This is a genomic window from Gallibacterium faecale, from assembly GCF_027920745.1.
Taxonomy (GTDB): domain Bacteria; phylum Pseudomonadota; class Gammaproteobacteria; order Enterobacterales; family Pasteurellaceae; genus Gallibacterium; species Gallibacterium faecale.
On record NZ_JAQIBB010000046.1, the window covers coordinates 43,487 to 67,684 of the forward strand.

The following is a 24,198-nucleotide window of genomic DNA, read 5'->3' on the forward strand; positions in this document are numbered from 1 at the left end:
AGAACAACATGGACGATAAAATTAAACAAAGTTTTCAACATCAAGTACGTATGGTTGTGCCAGAAATGCGCCGAGTAAAACAAATTCATTTTGTTGGTATTGGTGGTGCAGGTATGGGTGGTATTGCAGAAGTGTTATTAAATGAAGGCTACCATATTACTGGATCAGATATTCAAGAAAATGCAGTGACATTACGCTTAGCTAGCTTAGGTGCAAAAATCTTTTTACAACATGCAGCAACCAATATCGCAGGAGCAAGTGTGGTCGTAGTTTCAAGTGCAATTAAACCTGATAATCCAGAAGTGGTGGCTGCACGTGAAGCGCGCATTCCTGTAATCCAACGCGCACAAATGCTGGCAGAAATTATGCGTTTTCGCCATGGTATTGCCGTTGCAGGAACACACGGAAAAACAACAACGACCGCGATGATTGCGATGATTTATGCGCAAGCGAAATTAGATCCGACGTTTGTTAATGGTGGGTTAGTGAAATCAGCTGGTACGAATGCTCATCTGGGATTAAGTCGTTATTTAATTGCTGAAGCAGATGAAAGTGATGCGTCATTTTTGCATTTACAACCAATGGTTTCAGTAGTCACTAATATTGAACCAGATCATATGGATACTTACCACGGTGATTTTGAAGAAATGAAACAAACTTATGTGAATTTCTTACATAATTTGCCGTTTTATGGTTTGGCTGTGTTATGTGCGGATGATCCTGTGTTACAGACCTTAACCGCAAAAGTGGGACGCCAAGTGATTACATACGGATTTAGTGAAACAGCTGATTATCGTATTGAAAATTATAGCCAGACAGGTTTCCAAGGACACTATACGGTAATTTGTCCGAGTGGTGAAAAAATAGAAGTTTTATTAAATGTGCCAGGTCGTCATAATGCGCTTAATGCTACGGCAGCGTTAGTTGTTGCTAAAGAAGAGGGTATTGATAATGAAGCGATTTTAGGGGCACTGGCTGATTTCCAAGGTGCTGGTCGTCGTTTTGATCAATTAGGTTCATTTATTCGTCCAAATGGAAAAGTAATGTTAATAGATGACTATGGTCATCATCCAACTGAAGTTAATGTTACTATTCAGGCAGCACGTCAAGGATGGGAAAATAAACGTATTGTGATGATTTTCCAACCGCACCGTTATAGCCGAACTCGAGATCTCTTTGATGATTTTGTGCAAGTGCTATCACAAGTTGATGTATTGATTATGTTAGACGTTTATCCAGCGGGAGAAGCACCAATTACAGGCGCTGATAGTCGTTCTTTATGCCGTTCAATTCGTAATTTAGGTAAAATTGACCCAATTTTTTTAGCTGATCCAGCACAGTTGCCAGAGATTATGGATCAAGTGTTGCAAGATGGTGATTTAATTTTGGCGCAAGGTGCGGGAAGTGTAAGTAAATTATCTCGTCATCTCGTAGAGTTATGGAGTAAATAATGGATATTCAACAATTAAAACAAGAAAAAATTGCCGTATTATTAGGTGGAAACTCTGCAGAACGAGAAGTGTCATTAGTTTCTGGTGCGGCGGTATTAGAGGCATTACGTTCAGAAGGGTTTGATGCACATCCTGTAGATCCACAAACTTTTCCAGTTGAAGAGTTAAAAAAACAAGGCTTCCAACGTGTGTTTAATATTTTACATGGCCGTGGTGGTGAAGATGGTTCACTACAAGGATTATTAGAACAATTAGGTATTCCTTATACCGGGTGCGGTGTGATGGCATCCGCATTAACCATGGATAAAATGCGTACCAAATTATTATGGAAAGCCGTAGGATTACCTGTCGCTGAAATGGAAGTTATCACTCGTGAAACGCGTGCTACTTTAGATGCGCAAGCGATTGTTAACAAATTGGGCTTGCCATTGATGGTAAAACCCTCTTTAGAGGGGTCAAGTGTTGGTTTAACTAAAGTAAAAAAAGTAGAAGATCTTGCTGCCGCAGTTGATTTAGCGCTTACTCATGATGATACGGTGTTAATTGAGGAGTGGTTAGCGGGACAAGAATTTTCTGTTCCTGTCCTTGATGGGGAAGTATTACCTTCTATTTTAATTAAACCAGCGGGTGAGTTTTATGATTATGAAGCAAAATATATTTCTGATAATACGCAATATTTTTGCCCATCTGGTTTAAGTGAGCAACGTGAAGCTGAATTACGCCAATTAGTAAAACAAGCTTATGATATTGTTGGATGTCGAGGTTGGAGTCGCATTGATGTGATGACCGATGCTAAAGACCAATTTAGATTGGTTGAAGTAAATACTAATCCTGGTATGACAAGCCATAGCTTATTTCCAATGGCAGCGAAAGTCGTGGGGTATAGTTTTTCTCAATTAGTGGTTAAAATTTTGGAGTTAAGTGCTGAATGAGAAATCGTTCAAAATTTGTGTCACAAACTCGCCATCATAGAGCCTCTGTCGCATATTACAGCAAACCAGAAAAAAGTGAGCCAGTTATCAGTTTAAAAACTTGGCTGAAATTAGTTTTGTTTGCTGTGGTAGCTGGAATTCTTTATTACGGCTATTCGCACCGTATGGATCTATTTGAGAAAATGGATCCTTCTCCGATTCATTCATTTAACTTAAAAGGTAAACCTTTGTTTACCACTAATGATGATGTTAGAGAAATGCTAAAGAAATATGCGGATAGTCATCAAGGGCTAAGAGGTTATTTTGGGCAGGATGTTGAATCTATTGAAAAAATGTTTGAATCTTTATCTTGGATTAAAACAATTTCTATTAGAAAAATTTGGCCTGCTCAGTTAAATATTAGCGTAACGGAATATATTCCGGCAGCAAAATGGAATGAGGTAAATTATCTAACCTCAGATGGAGTTATCTTTACCTTACCTAAAGGTAAAATTAATGATGATAATTTACCTCATTTATCTGGCCCTGATTTTCAAGGGGTAACTACGCTAAAAGCTTGGTATGAATTAAGTAAAATTTTAAAACCTAAAAATATGGGGTTAAAATTTGTTTCAATTGATGATAGGGGCTCGTGGAACGTAACCTTATCTAATGATATTATATTGAAGCTTGGACGAGGTGAGTGGAAAGATAAAATTGATCGCTTTTTAACGATTTATCCACAAATTGAAATTCCTGAAAATAAAAAAATTGCATATATTGATTTGCGATATAATACTGGAGCAGCGGTTAGTTTTGCTGACGCACCGCAAAATACAGAAAAACAACAAAATACATTAAGTGAATAATAATTATGGCTAAGATTGATGAACCACAAATAATTGTCGGCCTGGAAATAGGCACTTCAAAAGTTATCGCCGTTGTTGGGGAATTATTGCCTGATGGTGTGGTGAATGTGATTGGTGTTGGTAGCTGCCCATCAAAAGGAATTGATAAAGGTAGTATTACTGATTTAGAAGCCGTGGTGAATTCAATTCGACGAGCAATTGAAGCAGCAGAATCAGTAGCAGATCTAAAATTGATTGCGCGTGTTACTTTAGCGATTACTGGTGAGCATATTCAAAGTCTGAATGAAAGTGGTTTTGTTGCGTTATCAGGTGAGGTCACTCAAGCAGATATTGATGAAGCAATGCATATTGCAAGCTCAGTAAAAGTAGGTGATGGCTTAACAGTATTACATGTTATTCCACAAGAGTATTCAGTTGATCAACAAACAAATATTAAAAATCCACTAGGCTTACAGGGTGTACGTCTTACTGCCCAAGCTCATCTAATTGCTTGCCATCAAGATTGGTTGGTAAATTTACGGAAAGCAGTTGAGCGTAGTGGCTTAAAAGTGGATGAAATTGTATTTTCTGGTCTGGCGTCAAGTTATTCAGTATTAAGTGAAGAAGAAAAAGAACTTGGTGTATGCTTAATTGATATTGGAGCAGGCACAATGGATATTTTAGTCTTCACTGATGGTGCATTACGTTATAGTAAAGTGATTCCATATGCTGGAAATCGTGTGACTGATGATGTTGCGCAAGGTATTTTTACTTCCAGAACCAATGCAGAAAATATTAAAGTAAATTACGGCAGTGCGGTGTTGTTATCAACGCCAGAAAAACGCAATGCTTCTGAAAAAATTATTGAAGTACCAGGGATCGGTGGCCGTCCATCAAGAGTATTAACTAAAGAGTCTTTGTCTATTATTACTTCAGCGCGTTATAAAGAGCTATTAACCCTAGTGGATAAAGAGTTACACCAATTAAAAAGACACCTTAAGGAGAACAATGTGTCATCTGAGTTAATTGCAGGCATTGTTTTGACTGGTGGTGGTGCATTAATTGATGGTATGTTGGATTGTGCAACAGAAGTCTTTGGTCAACAAGTCCAGGTAAAAATTGGTACGCCATTGAATATCACAGGATTAACAGATTATGTTGATAAACCACAATATGCAACTGTGTTAGGTTTATTACAATATACTTATTATCAAGGTTCTGGAGTACAGCCACAAATCAAAGGAATAACCGGAGAAGTGTCAAAAACAAACAAAATCGGTAATTTATTTAAAAAATTTATTGATAAAGTGAAGTCTGAATTTTGATATTCTCTATTTTTGGCATACAATAAACAGAATGTCATAATGTTTTTTAATGGTTATATAAGAGAGAGCAAATATGTTATTTGAGCCTATTGATGAAATAGTCCAGGATGCAGTCATCAAAGTCATCGGTGTTGGTGGCGGTGGTGGTAACGCATTGAACCATATGGTACAGGATGAATTCAAAGGAGTTGAGTTTTTTTCAGTGAATACTGATGCCCAAGCGTTACGTAAAAGTTTAGCTCAACAAACTATCCAAATTGGTGCTGAAATTACTAAAGGACTTGGAGCTGGTGCAAAACCAGAAGTTGGCCGCCAAGCAGCCGAAGAAGATCGTGAAGCATTACGCAATATGTTGGAAGGTGCTGATATGGTATTTATCGCTGCAGGAATGGGCGGTGGTACAGGGACTGGTGCGGCGCCAATTATTGCTGAAGTGGCAAAAGAATTAGGTATTTTGACAGTTGCTGTAGTAACAAAACCTTTCAAATTTGAAGGAAAAAAACGGATGCAATTTGCTGAAGCGGGCATCCAAGAATTGGCTAAATACGTTGACTCTCTAATTACAATTCCAAATGATAAATTATTAAAAGTTTTAGGTAAGAATATCTCTTTCCTTGACGCATTAGCGGCTGCGAACGACGTATTACGTAATGCAGTACGTGGTATTTCAGATATCATTACTTCACCAGGGTTAATTAACGTTGACTTTGCTGACGTAAAAACTGTGATGTCTGAAATGGGATATGCAATGATGGGAACAGGAATTGCTTCTGGCGAAGTTGGTGATGGCCGTGCAGAGAAAGCTGCTCAAGAAGCGATTGCTAGCCCATTATTAGAAGATATTGATATTTCTGGCGCTAAAGGTGTATTGGTAAATATTACTACTAGCGGTTTTAATTTTGCGATGGGCGAATTTGAAGCGGTAGGTGAAACTATCCATGCATTTGCTGCAGAAGATGCGACTGTAGTGATTGGTACCAGTGTGAATCCAGAATTACCAGAAGATGAATTACGTGTGACAATTGTGGCGACTGGTATTGGTGGTCGCAATGTAAATGGTGAACCACGTATTGAGATCGTGGCAAATAATACACAAGCACAAGATGCAAAAGGTAATTTTGGCGGCTATAAATTACCACCATTAGGTGAAACAACTCGTGCTGAACAATTTAGAGCAACTGAAGGTTCAGTAGGAACTGCAAATAATGGTAATGCAGTGAAGAAAACTGCATTAGAAGAGGCAAAATTATTTGATTTGCCAACATTCTTGCGTGAGAACGCAAATTAATTTTGTAAAAATGAAAAGTTTCAATGAACTATAAATCATTGATAACTGGAGTAATTATGATTAAACAAAGAACGCTAAAACAAAGTGTAAAAGTAACAGGAATCGGACTTCACAGTGGTAAAAAAGTGACATTAACTTTACGCCCTGCACCTGTAAATACAGGCGTAATTTATTGTCGTACTGATTTGCCAGAAGTCGTTTCTTTTGCAGCTGATCCTCATTTGATCCGTGATACAACACTTTGTACTTGCATGATCAATGATGACGGCGTGCGTATTTCTACTGTTGAGCATCTTAATTCGGCATTAGCTGGTTTAGGTATTGATAACATTATCATTGAAGTGGATGCACCAGAAATTCCAATTATGGATGGAAGTGCAAGTCCTTTTGTTTACTTATTGTTAGATGCAGGCATTGAAGAGCAAGAGGCAGCGAAAAAATTTATTCGTATTAGAAAAGCAATTCGTGTTGAAGATGGTGATAAATGGGCAGAGTTTAAACCATATAATGGCTTTAAATTAGATTTTACGATTAATTTTAAACATCCTGCGATTAGCAATGATGTGGCATATTATCAATTAGATTTTTCAACCAAAGCCTTTATTCAACAAATTAGCCGTGCAAGAACATTCGGTTTTATGCGTGATATTGAATATTTACAATCTCATGGTCTTGCATTAGGTGGTAGTTTAGATAATGCTATCGTGTTAGATGACTATCGCATTTTGAATGAAGAAGGTTTACGTTTTAAAGACGAATTAGTTCGTCATAAATTGCTTGATGCGATTGGTGACCTTTATATGGCAGGCCATAACATTATTGGTGAATTTACTGCATATAAATCAGGACACGATTTAAATAATAAATTAATCCGTGCTGTATTAGCAGATCAAGAAGCTTGGGAACTTGTATCTTTCGATGAAAAAGAACAAGCAACACAAGGTTACTTGGCACCTAATCAAGTATTAATTTAATTATTTATAAACAAACTCTCTTATAACCTTAATGAGAAACGCACTAAACTAACAAGTTAAGTGCGTTTTTTATTTTCAATGCTATATTTTCTAAACAGATTAGATAGTAAATAGGAAGGAAATAAAATGGTGAAGCAAGGTATCAATATTCTTGGAATTGGTAAGGCGTTACCGACAAAAGTTGTGTTATCAACGGATATAGATAAGCGTAATCATCTTTCGTTAGGGGTAACAGAAAAAGTAACAGGATTAGCAAAAAGGTGCTTTTTAGCGGAAGAGTAGACAGCAGAGGCTTTACTGGATCAAGCGATTAGAGAAGTATTAGCAGAAGCTAATCTCCAAGTTGATGATATATGTATTATTAATGCTAGTGCGATTGATCAACAAGCTATTCCCTTTAACTCTGCTTCAACTCACCGTTTATTAAATCCTAGCAAACCTATAGCTGGGTTTTATATTAATATGACCTGTCTTAGTGTCCTTAGGGCTTTTGATATTGAATATGATGGGAAATACAATTAATGTTTAAGAATATATTAGCAAAACTTTTTGATATATTTAAGCAATATCATTCAAAAGAGATGATTGCTAATTTAGATACTAAAGTTATTAAATATAAACTGAATGAAGTTGAAATTATTACTACCGTAGTTGATGATATTAAGCCTAACTGTTATGTTGTTTCGATATATAATGCAACCGTTGCCTATGCAGAAGATGAGTTAAGTAAAATAACGATAAAATATCAGAAAATAATTTCAAAAATTCTTATTAAACTGTTTAGCTTTATTTTAAAAGTTATCAATATAGATAAAATACAAATGTTGAATAATTATATGTTATCAACAAATTTTTATCCTGAATCATTTAATAGTATTGATTTGCAAAAATTGAGAGAAATGGCAATCAATGACTATCCAGCTCATACACTGCTATTGCGTAGTGTGAATAATATCCAAAATCATCGTTTGTATTGTAATTTGTTAAAAGATAATTGGTTACCTATTACATTTAGGCAAGTTTACTTATTTAATGATTATTCTGAATGTGATAAACATATTAATTATCGAAGAGATAAAAAATTAAGGGATGATAAACGTTATGAATTTATAGAAGTAGATATAGAGAATTTTGCTTTATTTGAAAGAGCAGTAGCACTTTATAATCAACTTTATCTAGATAAATATTCTCAACATAATGTACAATTTACTCCATTATATTTACAAGAATTAGTAAAAAAAGAGATTCTACATTTAAGAATGCTTTATGATCATAAATATAATAAATATGTTGGTGTGGTCGGCTTGATTGGAGAAGATAATATAGTGACCGCTCCTATTGTTGGTTATGATTTTAGTTATTCTAAAAAAGAGGCGTTATATCGTAGGGTGATTGCTTATGCGATGGAATATGCTAGAGATAATAAGTTACAACTTAATTTAAGTTCTGGTGCTGGGCAATTTAAAGTAAGACGTGGAGCAACAGCAGAATTAGAATATGTTTTTGTTTATACAAAACATTTATCAATAGTAAAAAGAGTAATTTGGTATCTAGTGAGTATTATCACTAATTACTTTTATGCAGGATTATTGAAAAAACTAAAACTATAATTTAGCAATATTTTAAAGGTATAAAGGTTAGGGCAGTTTAACCACCCTAGCCTTATTGATTGATTATTTAACCCATTGAACAATATCTTGGAGTGCTTGACGAGTTTTAGCCGGTTGTTCTTCATCACGATAACCAAAGCCAACCATCACAGATACACCAAAGTGTTGTGGATCTAAAACACCTTCTTCAATTAAAATATTTTCAACTGCTTCACGATTAAATCCTTCGATTGGACAAGAATCAATTCCCATCATAGCTGCCGCAGTCATCATATTTGCCATAGCGATATATGTTTGTTTGCTTGCCCAGTCAAATAAACTGGTATCGCTGTCTGCGATAGTAAAGTCTTTGGTTTGCCACTCTTTGAATAAACTGCTCATTCTTTCAATAATTTCACGTGGTTTATGCTGAATATCGGTCATGATATGCTCTAAATAAGCTGAACCATAACGAACGTCATCTTGTTTACGCGCTAAGATAATGACAAAGTGACTTGCTCCCTCAAGGCTTCTTTTGGCACCCCATGCTACGGGAGCAAGTTTATCTTTAATAGTTTGTTTTTCAATGACGAGGAATTTCCAAGGCTCAAATCCAAAAGAACTTGGAGAAAGGCGAGCTACTTCTAAAAGTGTTTGGAAATCTTGTTCACTAATAATTTTGTTAGGATTAAATTTTTTACAAGCATAACGAAATTGGAAAGGTTTAAGTACATCTACATTATTCATTTTATTATCACCTTTTGTGTTTAACAAATTAGGCGGGCACTATATCACCATACAGCAATAATGGAAAGTACGCACAGAAGTGATATATAATATACTTAATTTTACTTAAATATCATTTTTATACTATTGGTTTTGCCATTAATGATGAATAAAAAATTTGGAGTACACACTATGCAATCAGAAGAAATAAATGTACATACTATGACCCCTAATTGTTCGGATCAACCTTGTCCGATTGAAATTGCATTAGACATTATTGGTGGAAAATGGAAAGGAGTAATTTTATATCGGCTATTAGGTGGGACTAAACGATTTAATGAATTACAAAAACTGTGTCGAAATATTACGCAACGTACTCTCACTTTACAGTTACGCAGTTTAGAAAATGATGGCTTAGTGAAACGGACAGTGTATGCAGAAGTACCGCCACGTGTAGAATATACCCTGACACCATTAGGTGCATCTATGGAGCCAATTATTCAAGCGTTATTTGATTGGGGTGTGGAATATAAGCAAAAGATTAATAATCAGAATGTAACGGAATAATTATAAGTAAGGGGAATTTTGTTTAAATTCCCTATTTTTTCTCAAGAAATGTAATTTCAATTCTCAAGCCATGTTCATATTGCAACGCTGGTTTTAATTGGATAGTCCCTTGATAATGTTGAACTAAAGTATTAGCAATCGCTAATCCTAAGCCAGTTCCCTGCTGTTGGGTACCTAGTATGCGATAAAAAGGTTTTAGCACTTTATCGTATTCTTCAGCAGGCATACCCAAGCCATTATCTTCAACACTAATTATAATTTTTTGATCAGTTTTTGTTACTGCGAGATCAACAAGACTACCAACTGGTGAATATAAAATCGCATTTTCAACGAGAATTTTTATAATCGTAAATAAATCAGTTTCACTAATTTTGAGCATATAGTCTTGTTCTGTAATTACCCCAATATCAATTTCTTTTTGTTCAGCGAGAGGCAATAACGTTTCGATCACCTGTTTAAATGTGTTTTTGATTGAGATTAATCCGATATCTGAAGGCGATTGTTGTGCTTGGCTACGAGCAAAAGAGAGTAATTGATCCAATAGATGGCGATTACGTTGAATGGCAGTGACGAGCTGTTCAATTTGTTGTTTAGTTTCTGTTGGAACGGTATGGGTGGTAAGACGTTCTGCTTGCAAAGAAAGTACTGTCATTGGAGAACGTAATTCATGGGCTGCATTGGCAATAAATTGCTGTTGTTCTTTCACTGATTTATCTACTTTTTTCAGTAGGTGATTGATAGCATTAATAAAACTATGCACTTCATAAGGGGTGTTAGCTAATGGAATGACACTGAGATCACTTTCATTACGCTGTTTGATTAATGTAGATAAACGGCGTAAAGGAATAAAAGTAAAGTTAATAACTAAAATCCCCAATAAGATCACTAAAGGAATAAAAATTAAAAATGGCAATATGGTTTCCCACGTGGATTCAATCGCTTTTTTAGTTCTAAATTCAGTTTCTTGCATCACTGCAATACGTAAGGTCTTAATTTGTCTTACATAAACACGGAATTCTTTTTTGTTAATTTTGATGGTATAGAAACCTTCATACATTTGATTTAAGAATGGAATAAAATACTTATCACGAGGTGGTGTTAATGAAGTTTGTACATAGATTTGGTTGTCATCATCATTTAATGGCATTTCTTCAGCTAATGCACTACGCAAAGAAACAAAACGGGCTGTTTGAATCAGCCAATCATCTTGTAATTGATAGGCAGCATAAAAAGCATTATATGCGGTAGTAATGCCTGTAATCCCCGCAGTTAATAAGGTAACAATGACCAGCGTAAAGGTTAGCTTCGCTTGAATTGACGAACGCCATTTACGTAAGAGATTGGTTATTTTGGAATAGTCCAACCGACACCTCGAATATTTTTAATTGCTTCTTTACCGAGTTTTTTTCTTAATGAATGAATTAAAAAATCAACAGCATTACTCTCTACCTCTTCACCCCACCCATAAATTTTATCTTCTAAGTCACTACGAGAATAAATAACACCTGGATGTTGTAATAAGACTTGTAGAATCGCGAACTCTTTGTTGGTTAATTGGTGAGTGTCATTTGTCGTTAATTGCTGCACTTGATAGGTTTTTAGATTAAGTTTTAATGTGCCGTAACAAAGTTCTGAAGTAAGATGTTCGCTTTGTTTACGTAGTGCTACACGGATACGAGCGAGTAATTCCGCCATATCAAATGGTTTGATAATATAATCATCCGCTCCACCATCTAATCCTTGCAATCGACTAGGGAGATCATCCCTTGCAGTGAGAATAATTATTGGAAAACGGTATTGCTGTTGGCGTAATTGAGCTAAGACAACTAATCCATCTTTTTTAGGTAAACCTAAATCCAACAATACGAGATCATAAGGTTGTGCCTTGACAGCAGCTAATGCTAATTCACCATTTTCTACCCAATCGACTGCATAACTGGCATCTTTTAAACTTTCTGATAAAGCGTTGGCAATCATCGGGTCATCTTCAACTAATAGAATTCGCATTGTATTATCCTCTAAACAATGAGTAGATTATTTAGTTATTCGCAGTAAATTGATACATCGAAATTTACTGCAAAGCAAAGATTATTTTCCACGAATATCAATTGCAGGATCACGTTTTGTTTTTGGTAAACGGCCATCTAAGCCGTAGTCATCTGGATCATCTTTGCAATTAAATAAATCAAATTGTGGTGAAACTTTTTCATTAGTAATTTGCATCCAATTCGCAATAGATTCCGTAAAGTTTAATCCTGATTTAAAGCTCTTACATTTAGTATGTTGTTGGCTATCGGATGAGGTCATAAATAGCGGAACATCATGGTGTAATGGGCTTCCTGCATTATTAAAGAACAGAATTTCTCCATCAATGGTTTTATGAGCTAAGCCATGATCAGCAAAATAGATCATTGTGAATGGTTGCTGTTCAGTTTGATATTGATGTTGTAAAGCTTGATAAACTTGAGCCAAAAGATCATCTGTTTTCTTAATTGAAGAAACATAACAGCTTAAATATTGATATTTTTTATTTTTCACTGGTGCAATATTTTTATAATCTTTAATTCGATCACACGCTTTAGGGTGAGAACCATAAAGATGTAAAACAATAAATTTGGCTTGATCGGTTTTTTGTTGTAAGACCTGTTTAAAAGGTGCTAATAATTCGAAATCGCTAGAATCATTACGAATAGAGTCATTATTAGCAATAAAATATCTTTCATCATTCAAATTAGCAATGGCGGTGATTGGCGTATCAAATTCACCTAAGAATCCTTGATTTGAAATCCAATAAGTTTTGACGCCAGAAGCTTTAATCAAATCGATTAAGGTGAGCGAATAATTCGGTGCCCAACGTTTAGTATCTGGTTTTGTCAGCATCAAACGTAGTGAGGCAATGGTATTGCTGCCAGCAGATTCCAACCCTTCTACTAATACACCATTTGTTTTTTCTATAAATGGGGTATTTTCAATCGGATAGCCATAAGCATGTAAGTAATCTCGTCTGACACTTTCTCCAATAATTAAGACGTAATTTTTATATTTACCTGAGAATTTTGCTGGTCCCCATTCGCTTTCTAACTGTAATTGATTGAGTTTGAACAATTCGTCCTTCACTTGCCCCGCAGCAGTAAAAAAAGTATGGAAAAAGGCAAATGGCGTTTGATTTACCAATGCAAAGAAAAGGATTAGACAGAGTAAAGTTTTATTGCGATAAAATTTAAGTTGGAAACGTTGTGTGAGATAACGAAAAAAGAGCAATAGCGGAATAATGGCAATCGCCATCGCATAATATTTAAGCGGAATTTGTTGTAAAAATTCAGCCCCTTCAGCGATATTGGTCGCTAATACAGAAGCAAGATATTGATAATTTGGTTCGCCAAACATTAAACCAACGGGAGCATAAAGGGTATAGGCTAAAGCAATAGGAATAACAATGATATAAAAAGCAATCCGTGAAGCATTAAAAATTAAGATCAATGCTGCGAGTAATAAAACATCTTGTAATTCTACTTGCTTACCGCTGCCCATCAGCATAAAGAGTGAAGCAAAATAGAGAGCAACCAGGGCAATAATAATGATAAAGAACTGTCTTAACGTAATACGTTGCAATAAAGAGGAAAAGACTTTCATTATGGTGTGCCAACTCAAACAATCAATAGACAAAAAATTAGGGGAGAACTTCTCCCCTAGATACAGATAAATTAATTAGGCGTTATCTTTCGCCATTTCAAACTCAATTAACATCATTAAGATATGAATCACCTTAATGTGAATTTCTTGAATGCGATCAGCATAGCCAAAATGAGGAACACGAATTTCAACATCAGCTAAGCCTGCCATTTTACCGCCATCTTTACCAGTTAAAGCAATAACCTTCATACCTTTGGCTTTGGCTGCTTCAATAGCATTTAATACATTTTTAGAGTTACCAGAAGTGGATAAACCAAATAACACATCGCCTTGCTGTCCCACCGCTTCTACATAACGTGAAAAGACATAATCATAACCAAAGTCATTACTTACACAGCTTAAATGGCTAACATCAGAAATTGCAATGGCAGGATAACCTGGGCGATTTTCACGATAACGTCCCGTCAATTCTTCAGCAAAGTGCATAGCATCACAGTGTGAACCACCATTACCACAGCTTAACACTTTCCCGCCTTGCTTAAAGCTATTGGCAATTAATAATGCGGCATCTTGGATGAGTTGAATATTTCTATCATCAGATAAAAATTTATCTAATACATCAGCAGCTTGAGTAAGTTCTGCTTTAATTTGTGCTAAATACATAAGCAACTCCAAATATCTTTTGCTTAAAATTATTTACGAGAGAGAGGTGGAACAAAGGTAATACCCATATCCCAAGGTTGTTCGATCCAAGTATTTTGGGGAATATCAACAATATAATTATCAACTAATGGTGCACCAGTTGGTTTAGCAAACACAGTAACAAATTTTGCTTTTGGATACATTTCACGAATTGCACGTGCAGTATTACCAGTATCAACTAAATCATCTACTACAATAAAACCTTCGCCATCACCTTCTGCACGGTGTAATACTTTTAATGTGCCTTGTTGATCATGATCATAGCTTGCAATACATACAGTTTCGACTAAACGAATACCTAATTCACGTGCAATAACAGCAGCAGGGAATAAACCGCCACGACTTACAGCAATAATACCTTTCCATTGAGATGCCGGAAGCAAACGTTCAGAAAGTTTGCGTGCGTGCATATGAAACATATCCCAAGTAACAACGTATTTTTCGCTCATAATAACTATACCTTATGTTTTTGATTTGAAGTGATAAATAAAATTGCATAAGGATAACCTGAAATTGTTTTTCGTGCTATCATTTAACGCAATTTCTTTTTATTTTGGATAAAAATTACGATATTCGAGGGAGTTTTATGTCGTCAATTACTGAATTATCACCAAAACTTATCTGGAAATGGTTTGCAACCATCTGTTCAATTCCACATCCATCTCACCATGAACAAGCACTCGCAGATTTCATCATAAATTGGGCAAAACAAAAACAACTCTGGGTAGAACAAGATCAATCTGGCAATATCTTAATTCGTAAACCTGCAACACCAGGTATGGAAAATCGTCAGCCAGTCGCATTACAAGCACATTTAGATATGGTGCCACAGGCGAATAAAAATACACCGCATAATTTCCTTACTGATCCAATTATTCCTTATGTTGATGGTGATTGGGTAAAAGCAAAAGGAACAACGCTAGGGGCTGATAATGGGATTGGAATGGCATCTTGTTTAGCGGTATTAGAGAGTGAAGATCTTGCCCATCCAGCACTAGAAGTATTACTTACAGCAACAGAAGAAACCGGGATGGTAGGCGCATTAGGGTTGCAACCAAATTGGTTACAAAGTAGCGTGATGATTAATACCGATACTGAAGATGAGGGTGAAATTTATATTGGTTGTGCAGGTGGTGAGGATGTTGATATTCGTTATCCTGTGCAATGGCAATCTGTTGGCGAAACTGAACAAGCCTTACATTTAGCATTAACTGGCTTAAAAGGCGGTCATTCAGGCGCAGAAATTCATCTTAATCGTGGTAATGCAATTAAATTATTAGCAAGACTATTAGAACAGCTTGCCGCACAACAGGTAGATTTCCGCTTAGCTGACATCTCAGGTGGTTCAGTTCGTAATGCAATTCCACGAGAAGCCTTTGCGACAATTATTGTGCCAACGAGTGCGGTAGCATTGTGTAAACAAACCTTACAACAATTAGTAGCTGGATTGCAGTCTGCTTTATCACAAGCAGAAACCAAATTGCAATTTGATATTTCTGATGCTAAAGCGACACAAGGGCTTTCAAACACACAAACACTTGCCTTACTAGATTTAATTAACAGCTTACCAAACGGTGTGGTTCGTTATAGCGATGCGTTACCAGATGTGGTAGAAAGTTCGATTAGTTTAGGTGTATTAGAAACGAGAGAACAAGAAGTTAAATTTACCTTATTAGCACGTTCATTAAATGAACATGGACAAGATAGCGTGGTTAGTTTAGTTCGTTCTGTTTGTCGTTTAGCTGGAGCAGAAGTGAAATTTTCTGGACGTTATCCAGGCTGGGAACCGCAAGCAGAATCAGCAATCGTACGCCAAACTAAAGCGCTTTATGATCAAATTCTTGGTAAGGAGAGTGTGATTAAAGTGATTCACGCTGGTTTAGAGTGCGGTTTGATTAATAAGGTCTATCCACAAATAGAAATGGTGTCGATTGGACCAACGATTTTAGGGGCACACTCGCCAGATGAGCGTTGCCATATTCCAGCAGTATCAACTTATTGGCAGTTATTGACTCAACTGTTAGCAACGATACCAGAAAAGAAATAAGGATCGTCAATGGAACAACTTAATCAAAATCAACAAACTGAAATGGGAGAAGATGTTACCCATTTCGGTTTTAAAACAGTGGCAAAATCAGAAAAGCAAAAACTTGTTGCTAATGTTTTTCATTCTGTGGCAGATAAATATGATTTGATGAACGATCTTTTATCATTTGGTATTCATCGTGTTTGGAAGCGTTTTACCATTGATTGTAGTGGGGTAAGAAAAGGGCAAAAAGTGCTGGATCTGGCTGGTGGAACAGGCGATTTTACAGCAAAATTTTCTCGATTAGTCGGGGAAACCGGTCAAGTCATTTTGGCCGATATTAACGATTCTATGTTACAAGTTGGCCGGGAAAAATTACGTAATTTAGGCGTAGTGGGGAATGTAGAGTATGTGCAAGCAAATGCAGAAATGTTGCCGTTTGCAGATAATACATTCGATTGCATTGTAATTAGTTTTGGGTTGCGTAATGTAACGGATAAAGATAAGGCCTTACGCTCGATGTATCGTGTGTTAAAACCGGGTGGTCGTTTATTAGTATTAGAATTTTCTAAACCAATTTTAGAGCCATTGAGTAAGGTGTATAACTTTTATTCATTCAATATTTTGCCAAAAGTGGGCGAAGTCGTAGTGAATGATGCAGACAGTTATCGTTATTTGGCAGAGTCTATTCGGATGCACCCTGAACAATCTGTATTAGAACAGATGATGATTGATGCTGGATTTGAACAAACACAATATTACAATTTAACCGCAGGGATTGTAGCGTTACATCGTGGTTATAAGTTTTAAAGGCAGCCTATGACACTCTCATCAATTAAACAACAACTTATGTTGCCACAATTTGCGAATGGCTTATTTGAGCAAGGGTTAAATTATTTAATGCAACGTAGTGAGGGAATCGAACCTCATCTACGTAAATTGAATGGAAAAGTGCTGTCGATTTCTTTTAAACAAGGTGGTCATGCGTATCTGATTTTTTCTCATCAACGTATTGATGTGTTAGCCAATTATGAAGGTGATGCAGATTGTGTTGTAACAGCGGATGCGAATGTATTGTGGCAACGACCGCAAAAAAGCCAATTAGCTGATTTTATCAATCGTCAACAAATTGTTTTTCAAGGGGATTTACAAGTGTTACAAGAAACAGTAGCACTATTTGAACAATTAGAAAAAGATCCCGCGGAATTGTTGTCACCTTACCTAGGTGATGTGGCTGCACATATGTTGACCCGAGGTGTACAACAATTACAACAACAGCTGACAAAACAGTTACAAACTAGTGAACGTCATTGGGGAGAACGTTTAACAGAAGAGTGGCAACTTATTGCACCAACACTCGCCTTAGTTCATTTTTATGATCAAGTCGCCAGTTTAGAACAGGATCTACAACGTCTTGAAGCTAAAATTAATCGCTTGACAGGAACAGTATGAAATTAAAACAGTATTTTCGTTTCTATCAAATTATTCGGGTCATGTTGCAATATGGATTAGATGAAGCATTACCTGAAATTTCATTAACCCGTCCAATCCGTTGTGTAAGTAAACTATTTTTTTGGATCAAAAATGAACATACTGATAAATCTTTAGGTTTACGGTTACGGTTAGCGTTCCAGACCTTAGGACCAGTATGGATTAAATTTGGTCAGATGCTTTCGACGCGTCGGGATCTGTTTCCACCAGAAATTGCGGATGAATTGGCTTTATTACAAGATAAAGTAGAACCTTTTTCAGGTGATTTAGCTAGAGCAGAAATTGAAAAGGCATTAGGCGGTAAAATTGAACAGTGGTTTGATGACTTTGATGAGAAGGCATTAGCTTCCGCTTCAATTGCACAAGTGCATACAGGGCGATTTAATGCGAAACAAGCTTTGGCAGGAAAAGAGGTGGTATTTAAGGTTATTCGCCCAGATATTCAGCCCGTGATTGCCTTAGATATTGGATTAATGTATCGGATTGCAAAATGGATTCCTCGTTTAACCAAAGAAGGATATCGATTACGTCCAGTAGAGGTCGTGCAAGAGTATGAGAAAACCTTGTTGGCGGAATTAGATTTACGCCAAGAGATGTTAAATGCAATTCAATTACGACAAAACTTTTTAGATAGTCCAATGCTTTATGTACCAGAGATGTATCCTGATTTTTGTCATAAAAATATGATTGTAATGGAACGGATCTATGGTATTCCTATTTCTGATATTGCTGCATTAGAAGCCAATGGAACAGATATGAAACTATTAGCGGAGCGTGGAGTACAAGTCTTTTTTACCCAAGTTTTTCGTGATAGTTTTTTCCATGCAGATATGCATCCAGGCAACATTTTTGTGAGTTATGATCATCCTGAATCACCACAGTATATTGGTATTGATTGTGGTATTGTCGGCACATTAAATAGTGAAGATAAACGTTATTTAGCCGAAAACTTTCTGGCCTTTTTTAATCGAGATTATCGCCGTGTTGCACAATTACATATTGATTCAGGTTGGGTGCCAGAAGATACGAATTTAGATGAGTTTGAACAGGCTTTCCGAATTGTTTGTGAGCCCATTTTTTCTAAACCATTAGCCGAAATTTCTTTTGGTCATGTGTTATTGAATTTATTTAATACTGCACGTCGTTTCCAGATGCAAGTACAACCGCAATTAGTGTTATTGCAAAAAACTTTATTGTATATCGAAGGCTTGGGACGCCAACTTTATCCGCAATTAGATTTATGGCAAACAGCAAAACCGTTCTTGCAAAACTGGATGAATGAGCAAATTAGTGTGAAGAAAATGTATCGTGATTTTCAATCACATATTCCTTATTTACGAGAACATTTTGCTTCTTTCCCACAAACATTGCATCAGGCATTGCTGGAGCAGAAAGAGATTAAACGTGAACTGGTGTTGATTCGCCAAGAATTTAAGTTACAGCAACGAAAAAATACCCAACGTGTGTATGGCGTTATTGTGGCGAGTTTGCTATTCTTTGGCGGTTTGTTTGGCTATCCATTTTTGCCAAGTTGGTTAAGTCTGAGTTTATTAGTGATTGCAACTGGCTTATTGGTAAGAACGGTTTTACAGAAATAATGCAATGATTATGGCTAGTCTCTAGGTAAGAGTAGCGGTATAATTTGACGAAATTTTTTTACTTATCGAGGTATTATTATGGGTGGAATTAGTATTTGGCAACTGTTGATTATCGTATTAATTGTTGTATTACTTTTCGGAACAAAGAAATTAAAAACATTAGGTTCAGATCTTGGTGAATCAGTCAAAGGCTTTAAAAAAGCAATGAGTGATGATAATGAAAAAGATGCTGAATTTAAGAAATCTATTGAATCACAAACCAGCTCGACTAGCGAAACAGCAAAAAGCAAAGATAAAGAGCAGGCATAACTGTGTTTGATATAGGTTTTTCAGAACTTGTTCTGATTTTTGTCATCGGTTTAGTTGTATTGGGGCCACAGCGTTTGCCTGTGGCTATTCGTACCGTAGTCAGTTGGATTCGTACACTCCGCAATCTAGCGAATAATGTACAATCAGAGCTGGCACAAGAATTAAAACTACAAGAGCTGCAAGAAAGCATCAAAAAAGCTGAACATCTTAATCTATCATCTCTTTCCCCTGAGTTAAGCAAAACGGTCGAAGAGTTAAAAGCGTCAGCAGCGAAAATGCAACAGCAGTTGGATCAACAAACACAAGCAGCAAATCAAACGGTTGAACAGTTAAAATCATCTGTTGAATCAGGGTCTTCAGCTTCTCAAACAGCTAATGAACAATCAGCAACGGAAGTATTGCCTGATGAGCAAGCGGAATTAGCTGAAATTGATGAAGAAAAGTTGATTTTAGAACAGCATAGTGATGATTTAGCTACTTATGATCCAATGACCAGTGCTGAGCAAGCAAATATTACCAACAAAGAGAAAAAAGATTCATAATTGTCGTTCAATGAGGGAAGGCTATGCCGAGTGTTGATGAATCTCAACCGCTAATTACCCATTTAGTTGAGTTACGCAATCGCATTTTAAAAAGTTTTATTTGTGTATTGATTGTGTTTATTGCATTAGTTTATTTTGCTAATGATATTTACCACATTGTTTCTGAGCCTTTAATTAAGGAATTACCAAATAACTCAACAATGATTGCAACTAATATTGTTGCACCATTTTTTACACCAATTAAATTAACCGCAATTACAGCAATCTTTTTGTCTGTGCCTTATATCTTGTATCAAGTGTGGGCATTTATCGCCCCGGCATTATATAAGCACGAAAAACGTTTAATTTATCCATTATTAGTATCTAGTACCTTATTGTTTTATATTGGTGTTGCCTTTGCTTACTATGTTGTATTCCCTTTGGTGTTTTCATTTTTAACCAAAACTGCACCAGAAAGTGTTGCGATTGCAACGGATATTAGCAGCTATTTAGATTTTGTATTAACCCTATTTTTAGCTTTTGGGATCTGTTTTGAAGTACCCGTAGCGATTATTTTATTATGCTGGAGTGGTGTCGTTAGCGTAGCTAGCTTAAAAGAAAAACGCCCTTATATCTTAGTTGGTGCGTTTGTCATCGGGATGTTATTAACACCACCAGATGTCTTTTCTCAAACATTACTTGCAGTACCTATGTACCTCTTATTTGAGGTCGGCGTATTCTTTGCTCGATTCTATCAACCGAAAGAAGAAGAGTAGTCAATTATTTTGATTCATTTTTGGATAACCGCCAACTTGTTTGGCGGTTATGCCATTATCAGTAAAGAATAATTTTGTAGAACAATTATTAAATAAGGAAGGTTGTGATGACTCAACAAATTTTTTCAGCATTCCCTGTACGTCGTATGCGTAGAATGCGTAAACAGGATTTTAGTCGTCGTTTAATGGCAGAAAATAAATTAAGTGTAGATGATTTAATCTATCCAGTATTTGTGATCGAAGGTGAAAATCATCGTGAGGCAGTACCATCAATGCCGGGAGTGGAACGTTTAACTATCGATCAATTACTGATTGAAGCAGGTGAATTAGTAAAATATGGCGTTCCAATGATTGCTTTATTCCCAGTAGTACCGCAAGAGAAGAAGTCACTAATGGCAGAAGAAGCTTATAATCCACAAGGCTTAGCACAGCGTGCAGTACGTGCCTTAAAGCAAGCTTATCCTGATTTAGGAGTAATGACTGATGTGGCATTAGATCCATTCACTACCCATGGTCAAGATGGCATTATTGATGAAACAGGTTATGTATTAAATGATATTACAACCGAAGTATTGGTGAAACAGGCTGTTTCTCATGCGGAGGCTGGTGCTGATGTTGTTGCACCAAGTGATATGATGGATGGTCGTATTGGTGCTATTCGTGCAGCACTTGAAGAAAAAGGTTTTATTAATACGTTGATTATGGCGTATTCTGCAAAATATGCGTCTTGCTTCTATGGTCCATTCCGTGATGCAGTGGGCTCATCATCTAACTTAAAAGGTGGCAACAAATTTACTTATCAACTTGATCCAGCCAATAGTGATGAAGGTTTGCAAGAAGTTGGTTTAGATTTGCAAGAAGGTGCAGATATGGTGATGGTAAAACCAGGGATGCCATATTTAGATATGGTATGGCGAGTTAAACAACACTTTGGTGTACCGACATTTTCTTATCAAGTATCAGGTGAGTATGCAATGCAAATGGCTGCTATTCAGAACGGTTGGTTAAAAGAAAAAGAAAGTATTATGGAAAGCTTATTGTGTTTTAAACGTGCTGGAGCCGATGGTATCTTAACCTATTTTGCGAAACGCGTTGCACAATGGTTAGCTGAAGAACAGAAATAATATGACGAACGAATTCAGCATTGAACAACAGCGAGCAACTTTACAGCAACAGTTTCCACAATATCAACTGGTATCTGGGTGGGGCAATCCACAAGCAGAAATTATGTTTATCGGTGATGCGCCGGGTAAAGATGAGTGGGAGCGAGGACCTTTTGCTAGTACAAGCGGTAAGTTTTTTGATCAGATGCTGAATTCAATCGGTTTAGTTAGAGAGAATATTTATTTAACGAATGTAGTTAAATTTCGCCCAGAAAAGCGAGATCCTAATCAACGGGAAATAGCCGCTTTTGCAGATTGGTTACAGGCAGAGATAAGGTTAGTACAGCCAAAAATTATTGTGCCTTTTGGACGCATTGCTTTATCGGTATTCTTGCCTGATCTAAAACTTAGTGAAGTACATGGGCAATTATTATCTCTAACTAAACAAGAGCAATCTTTTTTATTATTGCCAGTGTATCACCCAGCAGCGGCAATGCATAATGGAAAAATTCGCCCAATGTTGAAACAAGATTTTCTTACATTGGGCGAAGTATGGAATGAGTTAGATTAATAACTTGAGTTAATTAATACTTCTTCACCATAGCCACCGAGTGTTGGCATTGGTAAATAAGTAGAATTTGGGGCACGCATAATACGAATACCACGAATTCCTGCTTCTTTTGCTGCTAACACATCATCATCACTATCACCATAATGAATACTGATTTTATGAGCTAAGATAGCTGGTGTTTTGTTGTATTTTGTTTTGCGTGGACGATCACCCATAAAATCAACTGGGTGCATATTTTTAACGCCAAGTGCTTTTTCTAGAATTGGTGTTACGCCATCAACTTTACCTGCTGTTCTACCAGTAATAAAGTAAACACTGTCACCACGTTCTTGGTGCATCTTAATCAACTCTTTAGCCGCTTCTTTTGGAATAGAATATTTATCGCAACCTGCATTAACTTCATCCCAAAATTCTTGTTTTTTCAAATATTCAAAGCCATTTGGTGAATATTTTTGTTGGCCATAATAGAAGCAAGGGCTAGAAAATAACACGGTATCATCGATATCAAAGCTAACATTAATCGGCCCTTTTCCTTCCAAGCTTTTTTTGATTTGTTCGATTGATACCCAATGAATTGGTGCTTGTTGCAACATTTCACGTGCATTTGTACCTGGTTCTGTATAAGGTTCGACTTTTGCCGCAGAAACGGTTACTGCTGTTGAAGCAAGTAATACAGCAAGTGAAAGTTTCTTCCATGTTATAGACATCATTACAACTCCTTAATGATTATTGTTGTTTGTTTAATAAGAAAATACCTGTGCTTGCGAACTGAAGATATGCCTCTTTAGTTTGTGCATTAAAATGTTCAGGTGCAAGATTAACAAGTAACTCATCGTTACCCCAAGTAATAATAATTTCCCAATGGTTACCCATATAAACGGCTGATTTAATTTGACAGCGAGTTTCAGGCGAACCTTGTTCGGTTAGCATTATTGCTTCAGGACGAATACCTACCAGACATTCTCCATCTGGTACATTAAAGTCAGCAGCTTGTTCAAGGGATAATGTATATCCATTGATTGTCACTTGGTTGCCTTGTAGGCTACCATTTAAGATACTGGCTTCTCCCATGAATTTAGCAAGGAAAAGAGAATTTGGACGTTGGTAAAGCACTTTTGCAGGTGCTTTTTGCATAATTTTTCCTTTATTCATAACGATAACTTCATCAGAAACCGCAAAAGCTTCACTTTGGTCATGGGTAACGTAAAGTGAAGTAATACTAAATTTTTGCTGCAATTCACGAATCTTTTCACGCATACTACGACGCAAGTTTGCATCTAAGTTACTTAAAGGTTCATCAAATAACAATACTTTAGGTTTTAAGACTAAAGCCCGAGCTAAAGCAACACGTTGTTGTTGCCCACCCGAAATTTGATCAACATAACGATCACCAAAGCCTGCCAAGTCAACTAATTCTAGTGCTTCTTCAACGCGTTGTTTACGCTCTTCGGGAGCAACGCCTAACATTTTTAAGCCATAACCAACATTATCGGCAATCGACATATGTGGGAAGAGGGCATAGGATTGGAAAACAATACAAATATCACGGCTTTGAATAGATGATTTTGTCACATCTTCACCATCAATAAAGATCTGGCCTGTTGTTGGACGTTCTAGACCAGAAACAAGACGGAGAATAGTAGTTTTACCGCAACCAGAAGGCCCTAATAATGTTGTCATGGTACCTCGTTTGATAGTTAAACTGAGATCATCGATCACAACAGATTTACCAAAACGTTTAGTGACATTTTTTAATACAAGAAAGTTATTATCGTTATTCATAAAACAA

The 24,198-nt window shown here is 36.4% G+C and carries 26 protein-coding genes; 18 read left to right on the plus strand and 8 right to left on the minus strand.

Annotated elements, in window-relative coordinates:
- Positions 1-8: 8 nt before the first annotated feature.
- The 8 genes from murC (at position 9) to PF272_RS04070 (ending at position 8,407) form a co-directional block, all read left to right on the plus strand.
- The gene (gene murC / locus PF272_RS04035) at positions 9-1,451 is read left to right on the plus strand and encodes a UDP-N-acetylmuramate--L-alanine ligase (RefSeq protein ID WP_065233574.1); all 1,443 of its coding nucleotides are present in this window, start codon (positions 9-11) and stop codon (positions 1,449-1,451) included.
- The gene (locus PF272_RS04040) at positions 1,451-2,383 is read left to right on the plus strand and encodes a D-alanine--D-alanine ligase (protein ID WP_065237545.1); all 933 of its coding nucleotides are present in this window, start codon (positions 1,451-1,453) and stop codon (positions 2,381-2,383) included. Before murC ends, PF272_RS04040 begins: the two co-directional genes overlap by 1 nt.
- Positions 2,380-3,231, plus strand: a complete 852-nt coding sequence (locus tag PF272_RS04045; RefSeq protein WP_271141713.1) for a cell division protein FtsQ/DivIB — start codon at positions 2,380-2,382, stop codon at positions 3,229-3,231. Before PF272_RS04040 ends, PF272_RS04045 begins: the two co-directional genes overlap by 4 nt.
- A gap of 5 nt (positions 3,232-3,236) precedes the next feature.
- Positions 3,237-4,535 (plus strand): cell division protein FtsA, encoded by a 1,299-nt coding sequence (gene ftsA / locus PF272_RS04050; RefSeq protein WP_065233571.1) that lies wholly within the window; start codon positions 3,237-3,239, stop codon positions 4,533-4,535.
- 73 nt (positions 4,536-4,608) lie between these two features.
- Positions 4,609-5,823 carry a cell division protein FtsZ gene (gene ftsZ / locus PF272_RS04055; RefSeq protein WP_065233570.1) on the plus strand — a complete coding sequence of 405 codons (1,215 nt, stop codon included), beginning with the start codon at positions 4,609-4,611 and terminating at the stop codon, positions 5,821-5,823.
- Positions 5,824-5,879: 56 nt separating this feature from the next.
- Positions 5,880-6,797, plus strand: a complete 918-nt coding sequence (gene lpxC, locus PF272_RS04060) for a UDP-3-O-acyl-N-acetylglucosamine deacetylase (RefSeq protein WP_271141714.1) — start codon at positions 5,880-5,882, stop codon at positions 6,795-6,797.
- A gap of 126 nt (positions 6,798-6,923) precedes the next feature.
- Entirely contained in the window at positions 6,924-7,079 is a 156-nt protein-coding gene (locus PF272_RS04065) for a hypothetical protein (protein ID WP_271141715.1), read from the plus strand.
- A 239-nt stretch (positions 7,080-7,318) separates the two neighbouring features.
- Positions 7,319-8,407, plus strand: coding sequence for a hypothetical protein (locus tag PF272_RS04070; protein ID WP_271141716.1), 1,089 nt, complete (start codon positions 7,319-7,321; stop codon positions 8,405-8,407).
- Positions 8,408-8,470: 63 nt separating this feature from the next.
- Here PF272_RS04070 and PF272_RS04075 read toward each other — a convergent pair whose 3' ends face one another.
- The gene (locus tag PF272_RS04075) at positions 8,471-9,133 is read right to left on the minus strand and encodes an NAD(P)H-dependent oxidoreductase (RefSeq protein WP_271141717.1); all 663 of its coding nucleotides are present in this window, start codon (positions 9,131-9,133) and stop codon (positions 8,471-8,473) included.
- A 171-nt stretch (positions 9,134-9,304) separates the two neighbouring features.
- Here PF272_RS04075 and PF272_RS04080 point away from each other — a divergent pair, with 171 nt between their 5' ends.
- Complete coding sequence (locus PF272_RS04080) at positions 9,305-9,679, plus strand: winged helix-turn-helix transcriptional regulator (RefSeq protein ID WP_413789420.1); 375 nt, start codon at positions 9,305-9,307, stop codon at positions 9,677-9,679.
- Positions 9,680-9,710: 31 nt separating this feature from the next.
- Here the strand turns inward: PF272_RS04080 and PF272_RS04085 are convergent, their stop codons facing one another.
- From PF272_RS04085 to gpt, 5 genes are all read right to left on the minus strand, one after another.
- The gene (locus PF272_RS04085; protein WP_271141718.1) at positions 9,711-11,042 is read right to left on the minus strand and encodes a sensor histidine kinase; all 1,332 of its coding nucleotides are present in this window, start codon (positions 11,040-11,042) and stop codon (positions 9,711-9,713) included.
- On the minus strand, positions 11,024-11,686 hold the full coding sequence (locus PF272_RS04090) for a response regulator transcription factor (RefSeq protein WP_065234822.1): 663 nt from the start codon (positions 11,684-11,686) through the stop codon (positions 11,024-11,026). The genes PF272_RS04085 and PF272_RS04090 overlap by 19 nt, the downstream gene beginning before the upstream one ends.
- Before the next feature lie 81 nt (positions 11,687-11,767).
- Positions 11,768-13,312: a phosphoethanolamine transferase gene (locus PF272_RS04095; RefSeq protein WP_271141719.1), complete on the minus strand. Its 1,545-nt coding sequence runs from the start codon at positions 13,310-13,312 to the stop codon at positions 11,768-11,770.
- Between the two features lie 75 nt (positions 13,313-13,387).
- Positions 13,388-13,975, minus strand: coding sequence for a D-sedoheptulose 7-phosphate isomerase (gene lpcA, locus PF272_RS04100; protein ID WP_065237140.1), 588 nt, complete (start codon positions 13,973-13,975; stop codon positions 13,388-13,390).
- A gap of 29 nt (positions 13,976-14,004) precedes the next feature.
- Positions 14,005-14,463 carry a xanthine phosphoribosyltransferase gene (gene gpt, locus PF272_RS04105; protein ID WP_271141720.1) on the minus strand — a complete coding sequence of 153 codons (459 nt, stop codon included), beginning with the start codon at positions 14,461-14,463 and terminating at the stop codon, positions 14,005-14,007.
- A gap of 137 nt (positions 14,464-14,600) precedes the next feature.
- On the opposite strand from gpt, the gene PF272_RS04110 reads away from it, so the two are divergent.
- The 9 genes from PF272_RS04110 (at position 14,601) to PF272_RS04150 (ending at position 22,409) form a co-directional block, all read left to right on the plus strand.
- Positions 14,601-16,061 carry an aminoacyl-histidine dipeptidase gene (locus tag PF272_RS04110; protein WP_271141721.1) on the plus strand — a complete coding sequence of 487 codons (1,461 nt, stop codon included), beginning with the start codon at positions 14,601-14,603 and terminating at the stop codon, positions 16,059-16,061.
- A 9-nt stretch (positions 16,062-16,070) separates the two neighbouring features.
- Positions 16,071-16,850, plus strand: coding sequence for a bifunctional demethylmenaquinone methyltransferase/2-methoxy-6-polyprenyl-1,4-benzoquinol methylase UbiE (gene ubiE, locus PF272_RS04115; protein WP_065239109.1), 780 nt, complete (start codon positions 16,071-16,073; stop codon positions 16,848-16,850).
- Positions 16,851-16,859: 9 nt separating this feature from the next.
- Entirely contained in the window at positions 16,860-17,492 is a 633-nt protein-coding gene (locus PF272_RS04120; protein WP_065237143.1) for a ubiquinone biosynthesis accessory factor UbiJ, read from the plus strand.
- On the plus strand, positions 17,489-19,129 hold the full coding sequence (gene ubiB, locus PF272_RS04125; protein WP_271141722.1) for a ubiquinone biosynthesis regulatory protein kinase UbiB: 1,641 nt from the start codon (positions 17,489-17,491) through the stop codon (positions 19,127-19,129). Before PF272_RS04120 ends, ubiB begins: the two co-directional genes overlap by 4 nt.
- A 78-nt stretch (positions 19,130-19,207) precedes the next feature.
- Positions 19,208-19,438: a Sec-independent protein translocase subunit TatA gene (gene tatA, locus PF272_RS04130; RefSeq protein ID WP_065234814.1), complete on the plus strand. Its 231-nt coding sequence runs from the start codon at positions 19,208-19,210 to the stop codon at positions 19,436-19,438.
- Between the two features lie 2 nt (positions 19,439-19,440).
- Complete coding sequence (gene tatB, locus PF272_RS04135) at positions 19,441-19,980, plus strand: Sec-independent protein translocase protein TatB (protein WP_271141723.1); 540 nt, start codon at positions 19,441-19,443, stop codon at positions 19,978-19,980.
- 23 nt (positions 19,981-20,003) lie between these two features.
- Positions 20,004-20,735, plus strand: coding sequence for a twin-arginine translocase subunit TatC (tatC, locus tag PF272_RS04140; RefSeq protein ID WP_065234812.1), 732 nt, complete (start codon positions 20,004-20,006; stop codon positions 20,733-20,735).
- A gap of 107 nt (positions 20,736-20,842) precedes the next feature.
- Positions 20,843-21,859 (plus strand): porphobilinogen synthase, encoded by a 1,017-nt coding sequence (hemB, locus tag PF272_RS04145; protein ID WP_271141724.1) that lies wholly within the window; start codon positions 20,843-20,845, stop codon positions 21,857-21,859.
- A 1-nt stretch (position 21,860) separates the two neighbouring features.
- On the plus strand, positions 21,861-22,409 hold the full coding sequence (locus PF272_RS04150) for a uracil-DNA glycosylase (RefSeq protein WP_271141725.1): 549 nt from the start codon (positions 21,861-21,863) through the stop codon (positions 22,407-22,409).
- Here PF272_RS04150 and aphA read toward each other — a convergent pair.
- Both aphA and fbpC read right to left on the minus strand, forming a co-directional pair.
- The gene (gene aphA / locus PF272_RS04155) at positions 22,406-23,119 is read right to left on the minus strand and encodes an acid phosphatase AphA (RefSeq protein ID WP_271141726.1); all 714 of its coding nucleotides are present in this window, start codon (positions 23,117-23,119) and stop codon (positions 22,406-22,408) included. The two genes, PF272_RS04150 and aphA, sit on opposite strands and share 4 nt — an antisense overlap.
- A gap of 16 nt (positions 23,120-23,135) precedes the next feature.
- Complete coding sequence (gene fbpC, locus PF272_RS04160; RefSeq protein ID WP_271141727.1) at positions 23,136-24,191, minus strand: ferric ABC transporter ATP-binding protein; 1,056 nt, start codon at positions 24,189-24,191, stop codon at positions 23,136-23,138.
- Positions 24,192-24,198: the final 7 nt, after the last annotated feature.

What these genes read in the sequence shown, in the direction of transcription:
- murC (WP_065233574.1), top strand. Translation starts at nt 9, where the DNA reads ATGGACGATAAAATTAAACAAAGTTTTCAACATCAAGTACGTATGGTT.
- PF272_RS04040 (WP_065237545.1), top strand. Translation starts at nt 1,451, where the DNA reads ATGGATATTCAACAATTAAAACAAGAAAAAATTGCCGTATTATTAGGT.
- PF272_RS04045 (WP_271141713.1), top strand. Translation starts at nt 2,380, where the DNA reads ATGAGAAATCGTTCAAAATTTGTGTCACAAACTCGCCATCATAGAGCC.
- ftsA (WP_065233571.1), top strand. Translation starts at nt 3,237, where the DNA reads ATGGCTAAGATTGATGAACCACAAATAATTGTCGGCCTGGAAATAGGC.
- ftsZ (WP_065233570.1), top strand. Translation starts at nt 4,609, where the DNA reads ATGTTATTTGAGCCTATTGATGAAATAGTCCAGGATGCAGTCATCAAA.
- lpxC (WP_271141714.1), top strand. Translation starts at nt 5,880, where the DNA reads ATGATTAAACAAAGAACGCTAAAACAAAGTGTAAAAGTAACAGGAATC.
- PF272_RS04065 (WP_271141715.1), top strand. Translation starts at nt 6,924, where the DNA reads ATGGTGAAGCAAGGTATCAATATTCTTGGAATTGGTAAGGCGTTACCG.
- PF272_RS04070 (WP_271141716.1), top strand. Translation starts at nt 7,319, where the DNA reads ATGTTTAAGAATATATTAGCAAAACTTTTTGATATATTTAAGCAATAT.
- PF272_RS04075 (WP_271141717.1), bottom strand. Translation starts at nt 9,133, where the DNA reads ATGAATAATGTAGATGTACTTAAACCTTTCCAATTTCGTTATGCTTGT.
- PF272_RS04080 (WP_413789420.1), top strand. Translation starts at nt 9,305, where the DNA reads ATGCAATCAGAAGAAATAAATGTACATACTATGACCCCTAATTGTTCG.
- PF272_RS04090 (WP_065234822.1), bottom strand. Translation starts at nt 11,686, where the DNA reads ATGCGAATTCTATTAGTTGAAGATGACCCGATGATTGCCAACGCTTTA.
- PF272_RS04095 (WP_271141719.1), bottom strand. Translation starts at nt 13,312, where the DNA reads ATGAAAGTCTTTTCCTCTTTATTGCAACGTATTACGTTAAGACAGTTC.
- lpcA (WP_065237140.1), bottom strand. Translation starts at nt 13,975, where the DNA reads ATGTATTTAGCACAAATTAAAGCAGAACTTACTCAAGCTGCTGATGTA.
- gpt (WP_271141720.1), bottom strand. Translation starts at nt 14,463, where the DNA reads ATGAGCGAAAAATACGTTGTTACTTGGGATATGTTTCATATGCACGCA.
- PF272_RS04110 (WP_271141721.1), top strand. Translation starts at nt 14,601, where the DNA reads ATGTCGTCAATTACTGAATTATCACCAAAACTTATCTGGAAATGGTTT.
- ubiE (WP_065239109.1), top strand. Translation starts at nt 16,071, where the DNA reads ATGGAACAACTTAATCAAAATCAACAAACTGAAATGGGAGAAGATGTT.
- PF272_RS04120 (WP_065237143.1), top strand. Translation starts at nt 16,860, where the DNA reads ATGACACTCTCATCAATTAAACAACAACTTATGTTGCCACAATTTGCG.
- ubiB (WP_271141722.1), top strand. Translation starts at nt 17,489, where the DNA reads ATGAAATTAAAACAGTATTTTCGTTTCTATCAAATTATTCGGGTCATG.
- tatA (WP_065234814.1), top strand. Translation starts at nt 19,208, where the DNA reads ATGGGTGGAATTAGTATTTGGCAACTGTTGATTATCGTATTAATTGTT.
- tatC (WP_065234812.1), top strand. Translation starts at nt 20,004, where the DNA reads ATGCCGAGTGTTGATGAATCTCAACCGCTAATTACCCATTTAGTTGAG.
- hemB (WP_271141724.1), top strand. Translation starts at nt 20,843, where the DNA reads ATGACTCAACAAATTTTTTCAGCATTCCCTGTACGTCGTATGCGTAGA.
- PF272_RS04150 (WP_271141725.1), top strand. Translation starts at nt 21,861, where the DNA reads ATGACGAACGAATTCAGCATTGAACAACAGCGAGCAACTTTACAGCAA.
- aphA (WP_271141726.1), bottom strand. Translation starts at nt 23,119, where the DNA reads ATGATGTCTATAACATGGAAGAAACTTTCACTTGCTGTATTACTTGCT.
- fbpC (WP_271141727.1), bottom strand. Translation starts at nt 24,191, where the DNA reads ATGAATAACGATAATAACTTTCTTGTATTAAAAAATGTCACTAAACGT.